Origin of the sequence: Neobacillus drentensis NBRC 102427, from assembly GCF_001591445.1 — a bacterium.
In the GTDB taxonomy this organism is placed as follows: Bacteria; Bacillota; Bacilli; order Bacillales; family Cytobacillaceae; genus Neobacillus; species Neobacillus drentensis.
Genome location: NZ_BCUX01000001.1, coordinates 1 through 17,365, shown reverse-complemented (window position 1 = coordinate 17,365; position 17,365 = coordinate 1). Strand labels below are relative to the sequence as shown.

General features: G+C 40.0%; 19 protein-coding genes. 15 read left to right on the top strand and 4 right to left on the bottom strand.

From position 1 onward, the window contains the following. Nucleotides 1-115: 115 nt before the first annotated feature. The gene (locus tag BDR01S_RS00090) at nt 116-352 is read right to left on the bottom strand and encodes a YczF family membrane protein (protein WP_066253614.1); all 237 of its coding nucleotides are present in this window, start codon (nt 350-352) and stop codon (nt 116-118) included. Nucleotides 353-549: 197 nt separating this feature from the next. On the opposite strand from BDR01S_RS00090, the gene BDR01S_RS00085 reads away from it, so the two are divergent. The 4 genes from BDR01S_RS00085 to BDR01S_RS00070 all read left to right on the top strand — a co-directional run bounded on the left by BDR01S_RS00085 (nt 550) and on the right by BDR01S_RS00070 (nt 5,663). Then, nucleotides 550-2,139 carry a spore germination protein gene (locus BDR01S_RS00085; RefSeq protein WP_066259935.1) on the top strand — a complete coding sequence of 530 codons (1,590 nt, stop codon included), beginning with the start codon at nt 550-552 and terminating at the stop codon, nt 2,137-2,139. Then, entirely contained in the window at nt 2,136-3,347 is a 1,212-nt protein-coding gene (locus BDR01S_RS00080) for a Ger(x)C family spore germination protein (RefSeq protein WP_066253617.1), read from the top strand. Before BDR01S_RS00085 ends, BDR01S_RS00080 begins: the two co-directional genes overlap by 4 nt. 31 nt (nt 3,348-3,378) lie before the next feature. Then, entirely contained in the window at nt 3,379-4,485 is a 1,107-nt protein-coding gene (locus BDR01S_RS00075; RefSeq protein ID WP_066253619.1) for a GerAB/ArcD/ProY family transporter, read from the top strand. A gap of 71 nt (nt 4,486-4,556) precedes the next feature. Beyond that, nucleotides 4,557-5,663: a GerAB/ArcD/ProY family transporter gene (locus tag BDR01S_RS00070; RefSeq protein ID WP_066253621.1), complete on the top strand. Its 1,107-nt coding sequence runs from the start codon at nt 4,557-4,559 to the stop codon at nt 5,661-5,663. 21 nt (nt 5,664-5,684) lie between these two features. Here BDR01S_RS00070 and BDR01S_RS00065 read toward each other — a convergent pair whose 3' ends face one another. The 3 genes from BDR01S_RS00065 to BDR01S_RS24625 all read right to left on the bottom strand — a co-directional run bounded on the left by BDR01S_RS00065 (nt 5,685) and on the right by BDR01S_RS24625 (nt 8,311). Further along, nucleotides 5,685-7,376, bottom strand: coding sequence for a PAS domain-containing sensor histidine kinase (locus BDR01S_RS00065; RefSeq protein ID WP_235846458.1), 1,692 nt, complete (start codon nt 7,374-7,376; stop codon nt 5,685-5,687). Nucleotides 7,377-7,466: 90 nt separating this feature from the next. After that, nucleotides 7,467-7,970 carry a GNAT family N-acetyltransferase gene (locus BDR01S_RS00060; protein WP_066253628.1) on the bottom strand — a complete coding sequence of 168 codons (504 nt, stop codon included), beginning with the start codon at nt 7,968-7,970 and terminating at the stop codon, nt 7,467-7,469. Between the two features lie 188 nt (nt 7,971-8,158). Continuing rightward, nucleotides 8,159-8,311 (bottom strand): YpzG family protein, encoded by a 153-nt coding sequence (locus BDR01S_RS24625; RefSeq protein ID WP_082797256.1) that lies wholly within the window; start codon nt 8,309-8,311, stop codon nt 8,159-8,161. A 239-nt stretch (nt 8,312-8,550) separates the two neighbouring features. On the opposite strand from BDR01S_RS24625, the gene BDR01S_RS00055 reads away from it, so the two are divergent. The 11 genes from BDR01S_RS00055 to BDR01S_RS00005 all read left to right on the top strand — a co-directional run bounded on the left by BDR01S_RS00055 (nt 8,551) and on the right by BDR01S_RS00005 (nt 17,318). After that, on the top strand, nt 8,551-8,910 hold the full coding sequence (locus tag BDR01S_RS00055; protein WP_066253631.1) for a DUF3147 family protein: 360 nt from the start codon (nt 8,551-8,553) through the stop codon (nt 8,908-8,910). Nucleotides 8,911-8,928: 18 nt separating this feature from the next. Next, nucleotides 8,929-9,300, top strand: a complete 372-nt coding sequence (locus tag BDR01S_RS00050; protein ID WP_066253633.1) for a DUF3147 family protein — start codon at nt 8,929-8,931, stop codon at nt 9,298-9,300. 192 nt (nt 9,301-9,492) lie between these two features. Further along, nucleotides 9,493-10,671 (top strand): acyl-CoA dehydrogenase family protein, encoded by a 1,179-nt coding sequence (locus tag BDR01S_RS00045; RefSeq protein WP_066253638.1) that lies wholly within the window; start codon nt 9,493-9,495, stop codon nt 10,669-10,671. A 104-nt stretch (nt 10,672-10,775) separates the two neighbouring features. Then, nucleotides 10,776-11,540 carry a 3-oxoacyl-ACP reductase FabG gene (gene fabG / locus BDR01S_RS00040; protein ID WP_066253641.1) on the top strand — a complete coding sequence of 255 codons (765 nt, stop codon included), beginning with the start codon at nt 10,776-10,778 and terminating at the stop codon, nt 11,538-11,540. 15 nt (nt 11,541-11,555) lie between these two features. Continuing rightward, the gene (locus tag BDR01S_RS00035) at nt 11,556-12,005 is read left to right on the top strand and encodes a MaoC family dehydratase N-terminal domain-containing protein (RefSeq protein WP_066253642.1); all 450 of its coding nucleotides are present in this window, start codon (nt 11,556-11,558) and stop codon (nt 12,003-12,005) included. Continuing rightward, nucleotides 12,002-12,403, top strand: a complete 402-nt coding sequence (locus BDR01S_RS00030) for a MaoC/PaaZ C-terminal domain-containing protein (protein WP_066253644.1) — start codon at nt 12,002-12,004, stop codon at nt 12,401-12,403. Before BDR01S_RS00035 ends, BDR01S_RS00030 begins: the two co-directional genes overlap by 4 nt. 173 nt (nt 12,404-12,576) lie before the next feature. Continuing rightward, entirely contained in the window at nt 12,577-13,350 is a 774-nt protein-coding gene (locus tag BDR01S_RS00025) for an SDR family oxidoreductase (RefSeq protein WP_066253646.1), read from the top strand. 259 nt (nt 13,351-13,609) lie between these two features. Continuing rightward, nucleotides 13,610-14,041 carry an aldehyde dehydrogenase family protein gene (locus BDR01S_RS00020; protein ID WP_066253648.1) on the top strand — a complete coding sequence of 144 codons (432 nt, stop codon included), beginning with the start codon at nt 13,610-13,612 and terminating at the stop codon, nt 14,039-14,041. Nucleotides 14,042-14,060: 19 nt separating this feature from the next. After that, nucleotides 14,061-15,269, top strand: coding sequence for an iron-containing alcohol dehydrogenase (locus BDR01S_RS00015; protein ID WP_157406081.1), 1,209 nt, complete (start codon nt 14,061-14,063; stop codon nt 15,267-15,269). Between the two features lie 151 nt (nt 15,270-15,420). Continuing rightward, the gene (locus tag BDR01S_RS00010) at nt 15,421-16,278 is read left to right on the top strand and encodes a GNAT family N-acetyltransferase (protein ID WP_066253654.1); all 858 of its coding nucleotides are present in this window, start codon (nt 15,421-15,423) and stop codon (nt 16,276-16,278) included. Nucleotides 16,279-16,382: 104 nt separating this feature from the next. Then, nucleotides 16,383-17,318 carry a manganese-dependent inorganic pyrophosphatase gene (locus tag BDR01S_RS00005; protein WP_066253657.1) on the top strand — a complete coding sequence of 312 codons (936 nt, stop codon included), beginning with the start codon at nt 16,383-16,385 and terminating at the stop codon, nt 17,316-17,318. Nucleotides 17,319-17,365: the final 47 nt, after the last annotated feature.

Sequence of the window (17,365 nt, the reverse complement as noted above, 5' to 3'; positions counted from 1 at the left end):
GAGTAGGTTTATATCAGTTGGAGTAGTTTTATTCAAAAAGTTGTTTCATAAAAAAGAATTACCTAAAAACAATTCAGATAAGGGCCTCCCATTATAAGGGAGGTTCTTATCTTTTTTAATTAGAAGGATTCTCTTTTTCCTTTTTCTTTTTTAAATACGCACCAAAGGTATTAATAAAGTAAAACATAATAAACAATAAAATAATTATATACTCTGCAGGCTCCATCACCCTAAAAGGATTAATTGCCTTCCAAATAATCCCTGAAGCGTGTACACCCATCAAAAGATCCAGTGAAATAATTAGGATTGTACTTGCAATCGCTAGTAAGCAGGTGACAAAAAATATTTTCATCCACATCACACCTTTAGGAATCATTTTGTCATATTGTTCGATTCATTGCTTTTCCTTATACCGTTTTCAAAATTAATGCGAAATTAAAACCTATTGCAATGGGATAAAGTGGTATCCAATGGGCAATATATCCAGTATTGGAGAAAGATTTTTTAATATTATTAAGTGAGGCGGATATTGTGTCGATTTTGTCTAAAATGCTCAAAAATAAACAAAAGAAGAGACAGGACGATAATTATAGGCAAAAACAAGATCCGCAAAAACCAGAGGATTCGCCTATTTTAAGAGATTATCAAGAGAATATCTCTCATTTAAAAGAGGAAGTTGGCAATAGTTCGGATGTTAAGGTTCGTGAGTTTAAGATAGGTGCACATAAAGGGGCACTTGTTTATGTTGACGGATTGGCCAATATGATCTCTGTTGCTGACTATATATTAGAAACACTAATGGAAGCAGAAGTACCCGATGAAACTATTGATATCTTTCAATTCATGCTTGATAAAACCATGGCATTGGGTAGTGTTGAGACAATTACTAATTGGAATCAGGTTTTTGATACAGTGTTTTCAGGTGATACCGTTATTTTTTTACAGGGATACAATAAAGCAATCAGTGGGGAAACAAAAGGATGGGAAAAGCGTGCGGTTTCAGAGCCTTCCACACAATTATCAATTCGCGGTCCAAAAGATGCGTTTACAGAGACACTCCGAACGAATACGGCATTAATTCGGCGCCGGATAAAAAGTCCCAATTTACGGGTAGATGCCATGAAAATTGGCATTGTTTCTCAAACCGATATTGCCATTATGTATATAAAAGGGATCGCCAATGAAAAAATTGTTGGTGAAGTGAAAGAAAGACTTGAACGAATCAATATCGACTCCATACAAGGTTCTGGATATATCGAGCAATTGATTGAAGACCAAAGTTGGACAACATTTCCAACAACCTACCATTCAGAACGGCCTGATGTCGTGACATCACATTTACTAGAAGGGAGAGTAGCCATCGTAGTCGATGGGACTCCGTTTACTGTTACGGTTCCAGCACTTTTTATTCAATTTTTCCAAGCACCGGATGATTATTATTCACGATTTGACATTTCAACCGGGATTCGAATGTTAAGAATCTTATCTTTCCTAATCGCTGTTATTGGTCCTTCAGTTTATATTGCTGCGACCACCTTTCATCAAGAGATGATCCCAACGACAATGGCAATTGCTATTGCTTCTCAACGTGAAAATGTTCCTTTTCCAGCCTTTGTGGAGGCCTTAATTATGGAGGTCACCTTTGAAATTTTAAGGGAGGCGGGTCTTAGGCTTCCTAGAGCAGTTGGTCAAGCCGTGTCGATTGTGGGGGCTCTCGTAATTGGCCAGGCAGCAGTACAGGCCGGGTTTGTCTCGCCAGTCATGGTTATCGTTGTTTCCATCACAGCCATTGCCAATTTTTCCACCCCTGTTTTCGCCATGGCGATTGCGGCAAGATTAATTCGCTTTGTTCTAATGGGCTTAGCTACCATGTTGGGTTTTTATGGGATTATGTTAGGGCTTATGTTCATGACCATTCATTTATGTTCGCTTCGTTCATTTGGAATCCCGTACATGATGCCGTTAGCGCCTTTCAACATTCATAATCAACAAGACGCCTTTGTTCGCTTCCCTTTTTGGGCAATGAAAAATAGACCGATGTTCATTAGTAAGGGCAATATGAAGCGGTCAGGGGAAAATCAAAAGCCAGGTCCGCCAAAGCAAACGGAAAATCCCTCTCAAAAAGGTGAAGAGGAATGAAAAAATGGGTAAAGGTTATTTTGTTAATAGGATTATCAGTGCCAATCCTAACTGCATGCTGGAATCAGAAGGAGCTCACAGATTTAGCGTTTGTGATGGCACTCGGTATTGATAAGGGAGAGGACGATTTGTACCATGTCTCCTTTCAGCTTGTTAATCCCGGGAACGTTTCATCAGGGCAAAATGGAGGAGGTCAAGGGCTGCCGATTGCAGTTTATAAAAGCACAGGTAGAACGATGACTGAGGCAGCAAGAAACGCCACAAAAAAAGTCTCCCGCCGTTTATATTATGCACACACCAATGTAGTGGTGATTAGTGAAGAAGTGGCGAGAGAAAGAACGCAATTTCTAAATCTATTGGATTCTTTTGCAAGGGATCCGGAATTTAGAACTACCACAGAGATTTTAATAGCAAGAGGTGCTTCCGCAGAAGAAATAGTGACTACTTTGACGATTCTTGACAAACTACCTGTTAGCAAAATCACCAAAGAAATCAAATCTACCGAAGCAATGCTGGGAGAAAATTTTAGTATAACCATTGATGATTTGATTGATGGAATTGTCGGAAGCGGGAAAGAGCCGGTTCTAAATGGCTATCAATTAATTGGAATGAAAGAAGAAGCCAACAAAGCAGTAAATTTGCAAAAAACGACGACCGATGCTTTCCTCGCAGCGGATGGATTAGCAGTCTTTAAAGATGGGGCGTTAATCGATTGGATTGAGAGTAAAAAGTCTCGCGGCGTCTTATGGGTCTTAGATAAAGCGAAGAGTACTAGTATAACACTTAAATGGAAGGGGAAGAAAAATGCATTAGTTTTTGCCCCGATTCGGTCAAAAACCAAGGTTTCCACCATTTTAAAACACGGGAAACCCGTCATAAATATTAAAATTGAAAACGAGGGCTGGCTAAGTGAAGCAAATACAGCGATAGATTTGATAGATCCTAAAACCATCGGAAAAATTGAAAAGTTAACGGAGAAAGCCATTAAAAAGGAAGTGCAGATATCTGTAAAGGAAGCGAAAAGACTAAAGTGTGATATCTTCGGGTTTGGTGATGTGGTTCATAAAGAGAATCCTGATCTTTGGAAAAAGCTTGAGCGAGATTGGAACAATTATTTTGCAGACCTTGAGGTGAATGTTAAGGTAGATTCTTACCTCCGCCGTGAAGGGGTTCGGACGAATCCGTTTTGGTCAGATATTAATAAATAACCCTTATAAACAGGGGGGAGATTGATCGTATATGGAAAAGGCAAAAGTTAGTGCGTTCCAAATGTTTGTCCTAATTGTTCTGTTTGAGATGGGTAGTGCCATTCTTCTGGGACTCGGGTCACAAGCGAAACAGGACGCCTGGATCGCTATATTGTTCGGATTAGGTGGTGGAGTTATTGTCTTTTTCATTTATTACCGATTATATATGTACTATCCTGACTTGCCCTTAACTAGTTATCTTCAAAAAATAGTAGGTAAATGGCCGGGACGGTTCATTGGGTTTTTATATATTGTTTATTTTATGTATCAAGCATCAAGGATTTTGCGCGATTTTGGAGAGTTGTTAGCGACCACTATTTATAATAATACTCCCTTATTTGTTATCAATACCCTAATGATTGTTACGATTATATATGCCATGCATAAAGGGTTCGAGGTATTAGCACGAGTAGGCGAAATATTCTTTGGAATTATCTATTTGACGGCGATATTAGGGATGCTGCTAATTGTCTTTTCCGGCTTAATTCATTTAGAGAACTTAAAACCAATTTTAGAAAATGGCTTAAAACCGGTAATTAAAACATTTCTAAGAGAAACCATCACCTTTCCCTATGGAGAAATGATAGTCTTTACGATGGTGCTCCCGTTTTTTAACGATAAAAAAAAGGTGAAAATTGTCTGTCTTGGTGGAATGATATTAGCTGGAATCAATATTACGATTACAACGATAGTAAATATAGCGGTTTTAGGGGTGGGCCTCTTTCATCGAGCCACCTTTCCTTTACTATCCACAGTCGGGAGAATTCAAATTGCTGATTTTATCGAACGTTTAGATGTATTATTTATGCTCTATTTAATCATTGCTGGTTTCTTTAAAATTGCGATTTATTTTTACGCTGCAGTAGCAGGAGCCGCTGATATCTTTCAAATTAAAAACCAACGTAAGCTGGGGTTTCCAATTGGGTTGATCGTTTTATTTGGTTCAATAACCATTGCATCCAATATAGCAGAATTTATCCAAGAGGGGTCTATGATTGTTCCATTTTATTTGTCTTGGCCTTTTCAAATTATCATCCCCTTCATTTTACTTATCATTGCCTTTTTGCGTAATCGTAAGAAAAAGACAAGCCCGGCATAAGTAGAAGGGGGTTTGGGAATATCGGATAGCTCAGATATAAATAACCCTTTTTAAGGGGGAAACCTTCGAACATGGAAAAAGTAAAAATAAGTTCAACTCAATTGTTTGTGCTGGTCGTTCTGTTTGAAATGGGCAGCGCCATTCTGGTTGGGATCGCTTCAGGTGCCAAACAGGATGCATGGATCGCTGTATTGCTGGGTTTAGCTGGCGGACTAGTCGTCTTTTTCATTTATTACCGATTATATATGTACTATCCTGAACTTCCCATATCTAGTTATGTTCAAGAAATAACAGGGAAATGGCTTGGACGGTTTATTGGGGTATTATATATTGTCTATTTTTTATATTGCGCATCAAGGGTATTACGTGATTTTGGGGAGTTATTAGCAACTACCATTTATAATAATACTCCCTTATTAGTAATCAATGCTCTAATGATCATTACGATTATATATGCCATCCATAAAGGGTTTGAAGTATTAGCAAGGGTTGGAGAAATTTTCTTTGGAATTGTCTATTTGACAGCGATATTAGGGATGCTGCTAATCGTCTTTTCCGGGTTGATTCATTTAGGAAACTTACAACCGATATTAGAAAATGGGTTGAAACCTGTTATAAAAACATTTATAGCTCAAACTATTACCTTTCCGTTTGGGGAGATGGTGGTTTTTACGATGCTGCTCCCATTCTTAGAAGATAAAAAGAAGGTTAAAATTGTCTGTTTAGGCGGGATGATCTTAAGTGGGATCAATATTACCATTACAGTGGTAGTAAATATTTCTGTTTTAGGGGTAGCGCTCTTTTATCGGTCAGCTTTCCCGCTACTAATGACAGTAGGAAGAATTCAAATTGCCAATTTTATTGAACGATTAGATGTATTATTTATGCTCTACTTAATCATTGGCGGGTTTTTTAAGATTGCAATTTTCTTTTATGCAGCAGTTGCTGCTGCTGCTGATATCTTTCGGTTACCGAATCAACGTAAGATTGGTTTTCCATTAGGAATGATTGTCTTATTTGCATCCGTTACCATTGCATCCAATTATGCGGAACATATAAAGGAAGGGTTAGTGGTTGTCCCCGTTTATTTACATTGGCCTTTTCAAATTATCATTCCGTCCATGTTACTTGTTATTGCCTTCTTTCGGAATAGAAAGAAAAAGAAAAGCCCGGCATGATAGCGGGGCTTAAAATCCTTTTTATACCTTTTCCTTGAACGGGCGGTGCTTGTTCTTGGGAGTATTTTGCTTAATAGGCAGGGCAATTTGAACAGAGGTCCCTTGATTTTTCTGACTATCGAAATGAATCGTGCCTTGATGTGATTGAACAATCTTGAAACTAACCGTTAAGCCTAACCCCGTCCCTTTTTCCTTCGAAGAGTAAAATGGTTCGCCAATTTTCTCTAATCTCTCTTTTGAGATACCACAGCCGTTGTCCTTAATTGTTATTAACACATGGCTTTTTTCGATTTGCTCTAGAACAATAGCAACCTTTCCACCATTTTGGCTGGCTTCAATCGAATTTTTGATCACATTGATAAATAGTTGCTTGAGTTGATTTGGATCACATTCAATCCATAGATCGTTCTCAGGAAAATGGACTTCAATTTGAACATTATATAAACTGGCTTCGGTGTTTAATAATGAGATGACGTCTTGTAGTAGCTTCTGAAGATAGGCCTTAGTGTATTTTAAGAGCTGTGGTTTTGCCAATAACAAAAGCTCGCCAACAATATCGTTGATTCGATTTAATTCGTCGAGCATAATTTGATAATAATATTGATGCTTCACATCTTCCATTTGTAATAGTTGGACAAATCCTTTCAAGGACGTAAGTGGATTACGGATTTCATGAGCAACGCTTGCAGATAATTCGCCAACAATTGAGAGCTTTTCTGTCCGGCGAAGCCGTTCTTCCGTTTCCCTTAATTTAGTCGCATCACTGCCATAACCAATTATCCCAGTGATATTTCCATTAATAATAATCGGAAGTGATGTACATTGTAAGATGATTCGATTCCCGTTTGCGTGTGGGATGTTCAGTTCATACATGACCGGTTTAATTTCTTCGACAACAGTAGAAATGAATTTTGAAAGATAGGGTTTATACCTCTTCGGTAATAATTCTTTTACATTTTTTCCGATCGCTTCTTCTCTGTTGAACCCTGTAATGACATCGAATTGTGGGTTTAAATTAGTAATATTCCCTTCCACGTCCAGCATGTAAACAATATCTGGACTGTACTCAAACAATGATTTATATTGCTGCTGGCTTTCAGCTAATTTTAAGGCCATTTCTTTTCTTTCCGTTATATCACGTCCAATGATGACCAACCCTTGTCGACTGCCATCGTCATTGAAGAGTGGTACCTTGATCGTGTCAAATATTTTTACAGATCCGTCAGGAACAGGGAGGACCTCTTCAATTCGAGTGATTTCTCGATTATTCCACGTTTCTTCATCAGAAATTTCGCAATATTTAAGGGCCTCACTATAAAAGTCAGTATAATTGGCTAATTCAGAGTCTTTTTTTCCACGATAATCAACATTCTCCAGCTGGAACAATTTTAAACCAAATTCATTGGCTTCAATCCATCTGCCTTCGCCGTCTTTAAAGTTAACAAAATCAACCATAGAATTGATTAAAGTGGATAGACGATTCTGATCTTCCTGGGAAACATCTAACTCCTCTTTTTTACTAATGAAGAAATAAAGGAACCCTCCTGTCACGAGTATATAAAAAATCTCCTTCGATCTTTCCACCAATCCAATAAGAGAGAAAGGCATATATTTTTCGATTAAATAATTGGATCCGAATATCCAAATAATACTTGTAATCAAGTAGAGGATGATTAGTTTTATTTTATCCATGAAATCTCCAGTTCTTTTCAATAAATAACATACATTGTCTATAGTACTAGAAAATCCATTCTTATGGAATAATACAATAGTGGAAAAAGTAGAATTCTTGCATTTTTGGGTTTAATGAATTCTTTTTCCAAGAATAATTAAATCTCGTTCGATTCCATCCAGCTCGGCCACATTCGGGAGTTGAGCCCATTTTTCAAATCCAAAACTTGAAAAAAGTTTAATGCTAGGCTTATTATGCCCAAAAATAAAACCAAGTAAGGTTTTAATCTGCAGACCAGGGCAGGCATCCATGGCTTTTTGGATTAAATATTTACCAAGATTCTTGCCTCGAAAGTCGGGATGAATATAGATACTAATTTCAGCCGTCGCCTGATAGGCAGGTCTGCCATAAAAAGATTGGAAACTTACCCATGCGCATATTTCACCTTGATTTTCGACCACCCATAATGGACGGAAAGTTGGTGAATGTTCGTTAAACCATTGAATTCGATTATCGATAGATATAGGTTCAAGATCAGCAGTAACCATCCGACTTGCGATGGTTGTATTATATATAGCGACAATCTTAGGCAAATCACTCATCTCAGCATCTCTAATAGTAAAGTCATCAAACATGTTATTTTCCACTCCCGTATATTCTTAATAGAATTTATGATAGCTTTTGGAACCTACATAATCAATATAGGATCGGCAAATTTAGTCAAAAAGAAAAACCTTTCCTCGAAATTTTGATTCGAGAAAAGGTCTATTCTTCTACTGACAGCAACTGTCATTACTATCAATATTCGTTCCTTGCCAAAAGCTTACCAGCGGTGTGCTTTGGCATTACTCCTTAAGATGATCGTGTTCTGCGTCACTTGAGTTTGCCCATTCACTTGTGAATTTTGACGTTTTGGACGCGTCGTTGTGTGGTGAAAGAGCTCTGAGTGCGGATCTAAATGGTCTTTATAACTCATCTAAAATCACCTCATCAAAGGATTTGAAACGACGATATTCTAATGAATATCATCATTATCTTTTGTAAAATGATCGGAAAATAGTCATCAAACTTGAAATTAATGAGAAATCTCTTCAAAAATGTTACTAAAACGTTCACAAGCATCGTCATGGAAATGGGTTAAAATGAATACATCGAATGATTGTGATTCAATTCACAAATTAGTTAACAGTATGTAAAAAAAGAGGCGAATTTACAATGGTTAGTTTATCACTTGGCGGACTGCTTCTTCGATTCCTATTGGGAGGTCTAGCTGTAGTTGCCTGTACAGTAGTTGCAAAGAAGTTAGGAGAGAAAGCTGGTGGAATATTTGCTGCATTTCCTGCTGTTTACCTGGCAGCATTACTGACCATTGGTCTTGACTTTCACGGCGGCCAGCTTATTACCCATTCAATCATGTTATCTAAAGGAGCTATCTTTGGAATGGCCATCAATATTCTTGTCGCCATCCTCGCCGGCTACCTGCTTCCTAAGATCGGGTGGAAAAAAGGGATCCTGCATGCAATGGCTTGCTGGTTTACGGTATCAATTATTGTTGTATTCATAACATCTCATTAAATGAAAAAGGTGGACAACATGAATAAAAAAGACTTATTGATTCGGTTTTTATTAGGTGGGGCAGCAGTTTCCTTAAGCTATCTTATCACGATTATTTCCCCATGGAAGATTCTTGCCGGCATTTTTGCCGCATTTCCAGCCGTTATGCTGACAGCCGTTATTATGGTGGGAATTGCCTCGGGAACTAAGAAAGCAACAAATATTGCTAGAGGCTCCGTATATGGAATGATTGGTGGAATCATTTGTGTAATCACCGTTTTATTCACATTGGAAACCAGTGAAAATTGGATTTTTAGCATCATTCTAGGTCTTCTCTTTTGGCTTGGAAGTTCACTTACCATTTCCACCTTAAGAGAGCGGGCTGCAAGAAAAGTAATGAGTCATGTATAGTTATCAAAAAATTCTTTGGCGCTTATAGCTAGAGAATTTTTTTAATAGGAAAATATTAACTTGTATTATCTGAAAGTTCGGAATAAAATAAACCTAACATACCAACCGGTAGGTATTTGAACGATCGGATATGCATATTATATTTTTAACCCGCATGAAACTTGATTTTAATAATAGAATGGAGTGAATGGTATGTATTTACGATTGACAGATGAACAAAAAATGGTTCAAAAAACGATTAGAAGATTCGTAGAAAAAGAACTGATTCCCCTTGAAAATGAAGTCCTCCGCAATGAACGAGAAGGTAAACCAAGTCTTCCAGCTGGTATGTTGAAAGAGCTGCGGCTCAAAGCAAAAGAAGCCGGGTTTTGGGGTATTAACACGCCAGAGGAATATGGCGGGGCAGATCTTGGTCAAATGATGATGGCTATCGTATTAATGGAAGTTTCCAAAACCTTTGTCCCATTCCAGTTCGGCGGGAGCGCGGATAATATTCTTTACTATGGTAATGAAGAACAAAAGAAAAAATACTTACTGCCGACGATTAATGGGGAGAAAAAGTCTTGTTTTGCGATGACAGAGCCAGGTGCCGGATCTGATACCAGAAATATTAAAATGACAGCCGTAAGAGACGGCAATGAATGGGTGCTAAATGGTGAAAAGACATTTATTACCGGTGGAAATGAAGCAGACTTTGTCATGGCCATCGCGATTACAGATAAAGATTTGCACCAATCGACACACGGCCGCGAAGGGGTAACCTGCTTTATAGTCGACCGTGATATGGGCTGGAAATCAGAGTATATACATACCATGGGAGAATGGGGTCCAGCCGGCTTAGTATTCGATCAAGTTCGTGTCCCTGAGGAAAATATCCTTGGTGAATTACACAAGGGCTATAATCTTGGCCTCGAGTGGATTGGGTTTGCACGCTGGGTAGTTGGGGCAAGAGCAGTTGGTGCCGCTGAACGCCTGCTGCAAATGGCGATTGATTATGCAAAGGAACGCGTTACTTTTGGTAAGCCGATTGCCGAAAGACAAGCTATCCAATGGCAAATTGCCGATTCGGCGGTAGAAATTGAAGCGGCTAAATGGATGGTATTGAACGCTGCCTTCACGCTTGATAATGGAGAAGATAATCGTCATCTCGCCTCAATGGCCAAATTGTATGGTGCAAATATGGGCAACAATGTCGTTGACCGTGTCCTGCAAATTCACGGCGGGATGGGCTATACAAGAGAATTACCGATTGAGCGCTGGTACCGGGAAGCAAGATTGTGGAGAATATACGATGGTACAGATGAAATCCAGCGGATGATAATCGCACGTAACCTGATTAAAGGTCATGTGAAGCTTGGACAATACGTTTAATTAATAAGGATAATGATAGGTTAAACGTATTGATAACATATATCATACAAAACCATTAAATGTAAGCGCAATCTACTAATTTATTAAACTCAGGAGGAATAGAAATGGCAGGAAGATTTACAGGAAAAGTTGCCTTTGTAACAGGGGGAAGCCGCGGGATTGGAAAAGAGATTGTCGAGCTTTTTGCACAAGAAGGAGCAAAGGTAGCTTTGATTGATATGAATGAAGAAGCGTTAAGTCAAACCACCAATGAATTACGAGAAAAAGGATATCAGGTCTATTCAAAGGTTGCAAACGTCGTAGATGCCGAGCAGGTTGAAGCTGCCGTTAAAGAAGTTTATGAGGCATACGGATCGGTCGATATCCTTGTTAATAATGCGGGTGTCATCCGTGATAATATGCTCTTTAAGATGTCGGATTCAGATTGGCAAACCGTTATGGATGTGCACTTGAAAGGATCATTCAATGCGGCACGGGCTGCTCAAAAATATATGGTTGAAAATAAATATGGCCGAATTATCAATATTTCATCGACATCTGCGCTTGGAAATAGAGGGCAGGCAAACTATGCGGCTGCAAAGGCAGGATTGCAGGGTTTTACTAAAACGCTCGCCATAGAGTTAGGGAAATACGGGATAACTGCAAACTCTGTGGCACCGGGATTTATAGAAACAGAAATGACGAAGGAAACCGCTACGAGAATCGGCATCCCATTTGAACAGTTAATTCAAGCGAGTGTGTCCCAAATTCCAGTCGGCAGGACTGGCAAGCCGGCAGACATTGCTAACGCTGTAGCTTTCTTTGCTGATGAAAAATCATCGTTTGTGAATGGTCAAGTTCTTTATGTAGCCGGTGGACCAAAATCTTAAAGAGGTGAAGAAGAAATGTTTAAAGACCGGATAGGCAAACAATCGAATAAGGTTAAAAATGTGGTCGAAAGAGGAGCCGTCAAAAAATTTGCCGAGGCGATTGGAGACCTCGACCCCATTTATTTTGATGAGGAGACTGGAGAGAATTCTAGATATAAAGCCAACCTTGCACCGCCCACCTTTCCGAGGACCTTCGATTATGGCGACATCGAAGGATTAAATCTGCCTAATAAAGGTTTAATTCACGGTGAACAAACATTTCATTACGAACGGCCGTTAAGGGTTGGTGAAGAGGTATTCTGCTTTGCCAAAGTGAAGAACTACTTTGAGAAAAAGGGGAACTTTGGGGAGATGGGGTTCCTTGTAATTGAAAATTATGGTGAGGATGTCTCAGGAGCATTAATTTTTAGTTCCACCTCAACCGTGGTCATTTCGGAAGCTGTGAGGAAGGTGTTGGTTAAGTGAGTACACTTGCACAGTTACAAGTAGGAGAGTCCGTAAAAGAAATTCAATTGGAGCCCGTCTCAAGGATGGATCTCATTAAATATTCAGGTGCATCAGGTGATTTTAACCCCATTCATACCATTGATGTGGAGGCCCAAAAAGCAGGCCTGCCGGGAATTATTGCTCATGGAATGTGGACAATGGGGAACCTAGCAAAGCTTTTTACGGCTTATTATGAAGAAGGCTTCATCCAAGACTACTCAATCCGTTTTAAAGGAATGGTATTTTTGAATGATGTGATTACGCTGAAAGCGACACTTAAAGAGAAAGAGGATCAAAATCTGCGCTTTGCAGTTGCAGCGGTCAATCAACAAGGAAAAGAAGTGTTAAAAGGTGAAGTATTATACCGCCAATATTAATAGATGAGTGGACTTAGACCCGGCACAAGGAAGAAGAAGAACCCCTTCTTGATGCTGGGTTTGTTTTGCTCTTTTATCTGCTTAGCGATGGCGGAGGTGCCCACTGCTGTTTCTAGAAAGCGAGTAATAAAGTGATCGAATTGGAATTATGCATTAATTGGGAGGAAAAATCTATGAACGTAAAAGAGTTGTTTGATTTATCAGGAAAGGTCGCCATTGTTACTGGCGGTGGCAGGGGACTCGGTCAGCAGATTGCTGAAGGATTTGCAGAAGCGGGCGCAAATGTAGTTGTTTGTTCAAGAAAAGTAGAAGCCTGTGAGGGGGTAAGTGAGGAGTTAAAAAAGCTTGGGGTAGAGAGCTTTGCCCTAAAATGTGATGTTACCAATCCAGAAGATATTAACAATGTGGTCGAGCATACGGTCGCGCGGTTTGGGAGAATCGATATACTTGTTAACAATAGCGGCGCTTCTTGGGGAGCACCGGTTGAGGAAATGCCGCTTGAGGCTTGGAAAAAGGTCATCGATGTCAATGTTACCGGTACATTCTTAATGTCACAAGCGGTCGGTAAAGTGATGCTTGAACAAAAATCAGGAAAAATAATCAATATTGCTTCAGTGGCTGGTCTAAAAGGCAGTAACCCGCAGTATATGAATGCGATTGGCTATAACTCAAGTAAAGGGGCAGTGATTACTTTTACGAAGGATTTGGCAGTCAAATGGGGACCAAGCGGTATTTATGTAAATGCGATCGCCCCGGGATTCTTCCCGACAAAAATGTCAAAAGGATTACTTGAGCAAGGAGGAGAGGGTATTCTCCAAGCTACCCCCTTAAGAAAATTTGGTTCGGATCATGACCTTAAAGGGGTTTCTTTATTCTTAGCAGCACCAGCATCTGATTTTGTGACAGGAGATATCGTGGTTGTCGATGGCGGCGCGCATGCGATGTAGGGGATTCGCTCATCGAGTTGCGGATTCCGCTCATAGAGTTGCGAAATTCGTTTATCGACCAGAGGAATTCGCTGATAGAACTCATTAAATCGCCAATAGAATGCGCTAAATCGCCAATAGAACCCACTAATTCGCTAATAGAATCCTATTTTTTTATAAAATAGCTCTAAGGTGTTCCTGCCCATGTTTTATGGATTCGCCTTGAATGCCCTCTGAAGAGGAGAAAAAATAGAAGTCAATAATAAGGTTATGTAAACCGATGCTGCAAGGGGGCTGTGAAGGAGGCCATTTTATTGAACCAACGATTTTTACAAATGTCACGAATGAGATGAAAATTGCACAAGAAGAAATTTTCGGCCCAGTCCTCTGTGTGATTCGTTATTCAGACCTGGACGATGCCATTCGTATGGCGAATGACACGATTTACGGGTTAGCAGCAGGAGTCTGGACTAGCGATGTCAACAAGGCCTACGCGGTCGCGAGGAAACTGCAGGCGGGAGTGGTCTGGATCAATGACTGGCATATGCTCCGCAGTGATGCCCCGTTTGGCGGCTACAAGCAAAGCGGCATTGGCAGAGAAATGGGTCAGCAATCACTCGATGCCTATACACAGATAAAGCATGTTCATACATCAATGTCACCAGAGCTTGAGCGACGCAACTGGTACGGAATTCTGTTTGGCCAAAACTAATGAAGAGGTGAGCATGAAAATGAAAACAACCTTATCACAGTTTATGTTACGTACGGGAATTTACAGTGGTTCCAACTCAAGGGCGATGGTTCCGAGTCTTTTTGCAGGTTTAGGTGCCAAACGAGTGCTGCTCTTAAGTGACAGAGGCTTAGAGGCAGCAGGAATTGTTGAAAAAGTGGCCGATATTTTTTCTCTGACAGGGCATGGATCTGGACCGGAATTAGTTGGACAGTTTCTTGATATTAAGCAGGATGCCGAAAGCAGATGCATCAATGAAGCAGTCCGCTATGCACGGGAGATAGGCGCGGATTCGTTACTGGCGGTTGGCGGAGGCAGTGTCCTTGATACGGTAAAAGGGGTAAAATACGCGCTCCACAAAGGATTGACTGATATTAAGGAAGCTATACCGGGCGGACTATTATATGAGCAGTTCCCTAAGGCAAATTACATGGGGATTCCCCATATAGCCATCCCGACAACAGCGGGTACTGGTTCAGAGGTTTCACCGATTGCCGTTATATTTAATGAAGATATCCAAATGAAGATAAATATCATCAATCCATTTATCAACGCAGATATGGCGATCTTGGATCCTGATTTAACCGTGGGGCTTCCACCTGTGATTACCGCATTTACAGGGTTCGATGCTTTAACACATGCGATTGAGGCGCTTGCCTCACCAACTGCAACAGGTCTAACCGATGCCTATGCCCTTCATACGATTCGCTTGATTGAAAAAAATCTTCCTGTGGCGGTGGCAGATGGTGCGAATCTTGATGCGCGCATGGATTTATTACAAGCAAGCTTAATGGGAATCACCGCATTTAGTTTTGCCTTAAATGCGATTCCTGTCCATAATATGGCCCACGCATATGGGGCGTTGTTCCGGATTCCGCATGGCTTGGCAAATGCCGTCTTTTTACCAGTGGTTATGGAAATGGTTCCAGACTTATATCTGCCAAAGGCTTCAGAATTGGCACAGGCCTTAAACGTGGATGTAAAGGGGGATACTCCGCAAACGGCATTAGCAAAAGTGATTGGCAAAATAAAATTGCTTCAGTATAAGGTAGGATTACCGGCTGATTTCAAGCAATTCAATATTACCGAAGAAGCCTTGCAATTGGCGATTCCGGCTGTCATGAAGGACCCGGCCGCATTAAGTTTTCCAATGCCAAAAGAATTGATTGCCGCAATTGGGCAGAAGGTCGTTCCGTTAACAGTAAAATAGATTGATAGTGACTCAGCCGGTGCGAAGACATGCTGGCTGGGTTTTATGAATTGCTTAATTTAGCTATACATACCTAGGGGAAAGCCTTTTCGCCAGTAAGGCAGGGTTATCCGCCAGTAAATGGAGCTATCCGCCAGAAAGGGTTGAAAATATGAAAATTTCATTTAAAAAATTAACGGAATGCACCATCCAAGATACAGTAATAGCATGGAATCGGGGATTTGAAGGCTATTTTGTGCCATTAGAAATGACAGCTGAACTATTCTTTAACCGCATGGTCAATGAAGGATTATCGTTGAAACACTCTTTGGTTGCTTTTGTCGGGGAAGAACCTGTAGCGATCGTATTAAATGGATTCCGGATCGTCGACGGAAAAAAGATTGCCTGGAATGGCGGGACTGGAATTGCTGCAGAGTACCGTGGGAAAGGTGTTTCTCCTCGCTTAATGGAAGAGGCCATTAAGGTTTATTCCGAAGCAGGAGCCGTTGTTGCCACCCTTGAAGCCATTAAAGAAAATGAAAGGGCGATTCGCTTATATGAAAAATTCGGGTATAAGATCACGGATTCGCTTATTTATATAAGTGGGACATTAGAGTTGAGCAACACTCCGCTAACATGTGAATCGATTCGGCCCGAGCAACTCCCAACGTTCTCTTTTTATAAAGAAAATGTTCCATGGCAATGTCAGTGGCAAAGTGTGAGGTCTGGTGAAGCTCAAATATATTTCGACAGCCATCAAAATCCAATCGGATACTCATTATATAAAAGGAACTGGGATCAGAACGGATATCTGGAAAAAATATTTTTATATCAGCTTGAACTATTCGATGAAGTGAATGAGGAAACGATAAATGCAATTTTCACTTCTATTTCCGGAGAACAGAACAAGCCTGTCAGCTTCATGACCATTAATGCATCATTATCTAATCCTGTCATTCCATTGTTACTAGATTTAGGCTTCGAGAAAAAAACGGAGCAGGTCCAAATGGTGAAAAAATTAAATCAATAAAAATTTTTTGAATCCTAAATCATATTATTATATAATTTTCGTTAGGGCCATTCTCAGGAAATTGGGCTTGGACTACATAAATTAATAGGATTAGGAGAAATAAAATGGAAAAAGTACTTATTTTCGGTCATAAAAATCCTGACACAGATACGATTTGTTCTGCGATTGCTTATGCAGACTTAAAAACACAATTAGGAATGGAAGTTGAACCGGTTCGCTTAGGACAAGTTAATGGTGAAACACAATATGCGCTTGACTACTTTAAAGCTGAGGCTCCACGCCTTGTGGAATCAGTATCAAGTGAAGTGAATGCTGTTATTTTAGTGGATCACAATGAGCGCCAGCAAAGTGCGAATGATATCGCAGATGTTCGTGTTCTTGAAGTAATCGACCACCACCGCATTGCTAATTTCGAAACAAGCGATCCGTTATATTACCGCTGCGAGCCTGTTGGCTGTACAGCAACGATCTTAAATAAAATGTATAAAGAAAACAACAAAGAGATTAGCAAAGAAATTGCCGGTCTAATGCTTTCTGCGATTATTTCGGATTCTTTATTATTTAAGTCTCCAACATGCACGCCAGAAGATGTGGCTGCAGCCCGTGAATTAGCGGAAATTGCTGGAGTGGATGCCGATGCATATGGCCTTGAAATGCTGAAAGCCGGAGCAGATGTTCGTGACAAATCAATTAATGAACTCCTCAGCCTTGATGCAAAGGGATTTGAAATGGGCGCAAGTAAAGTGGAAATTGCTCAAGTGAATGTTGTGGATACAGCTGATGTTCTAACCCGCCAAGAAGAGTTAGAAGCAGCTATTTCTACAATTATCGCAGAAAAGAACTTAGATTTATTCCTGTTTGTGGTAACTGATATTTTAACAAATGATTCAGTTGGTCTCGCATTAGGAAGCAAATCAGCTGCCGTTGAAAAAGCTTATAATGTTACACTTACTAATAACACGGCTACATTAAAAAGTGTCGTTTCCCGCAAAAAACAAATTGTACCAGTGTTAACAGACATTTTTACAAAAGGTGAATAATAAAGAAGACCGTCCATGGACAATTTCTAACGGGTTTACTTGTGAGA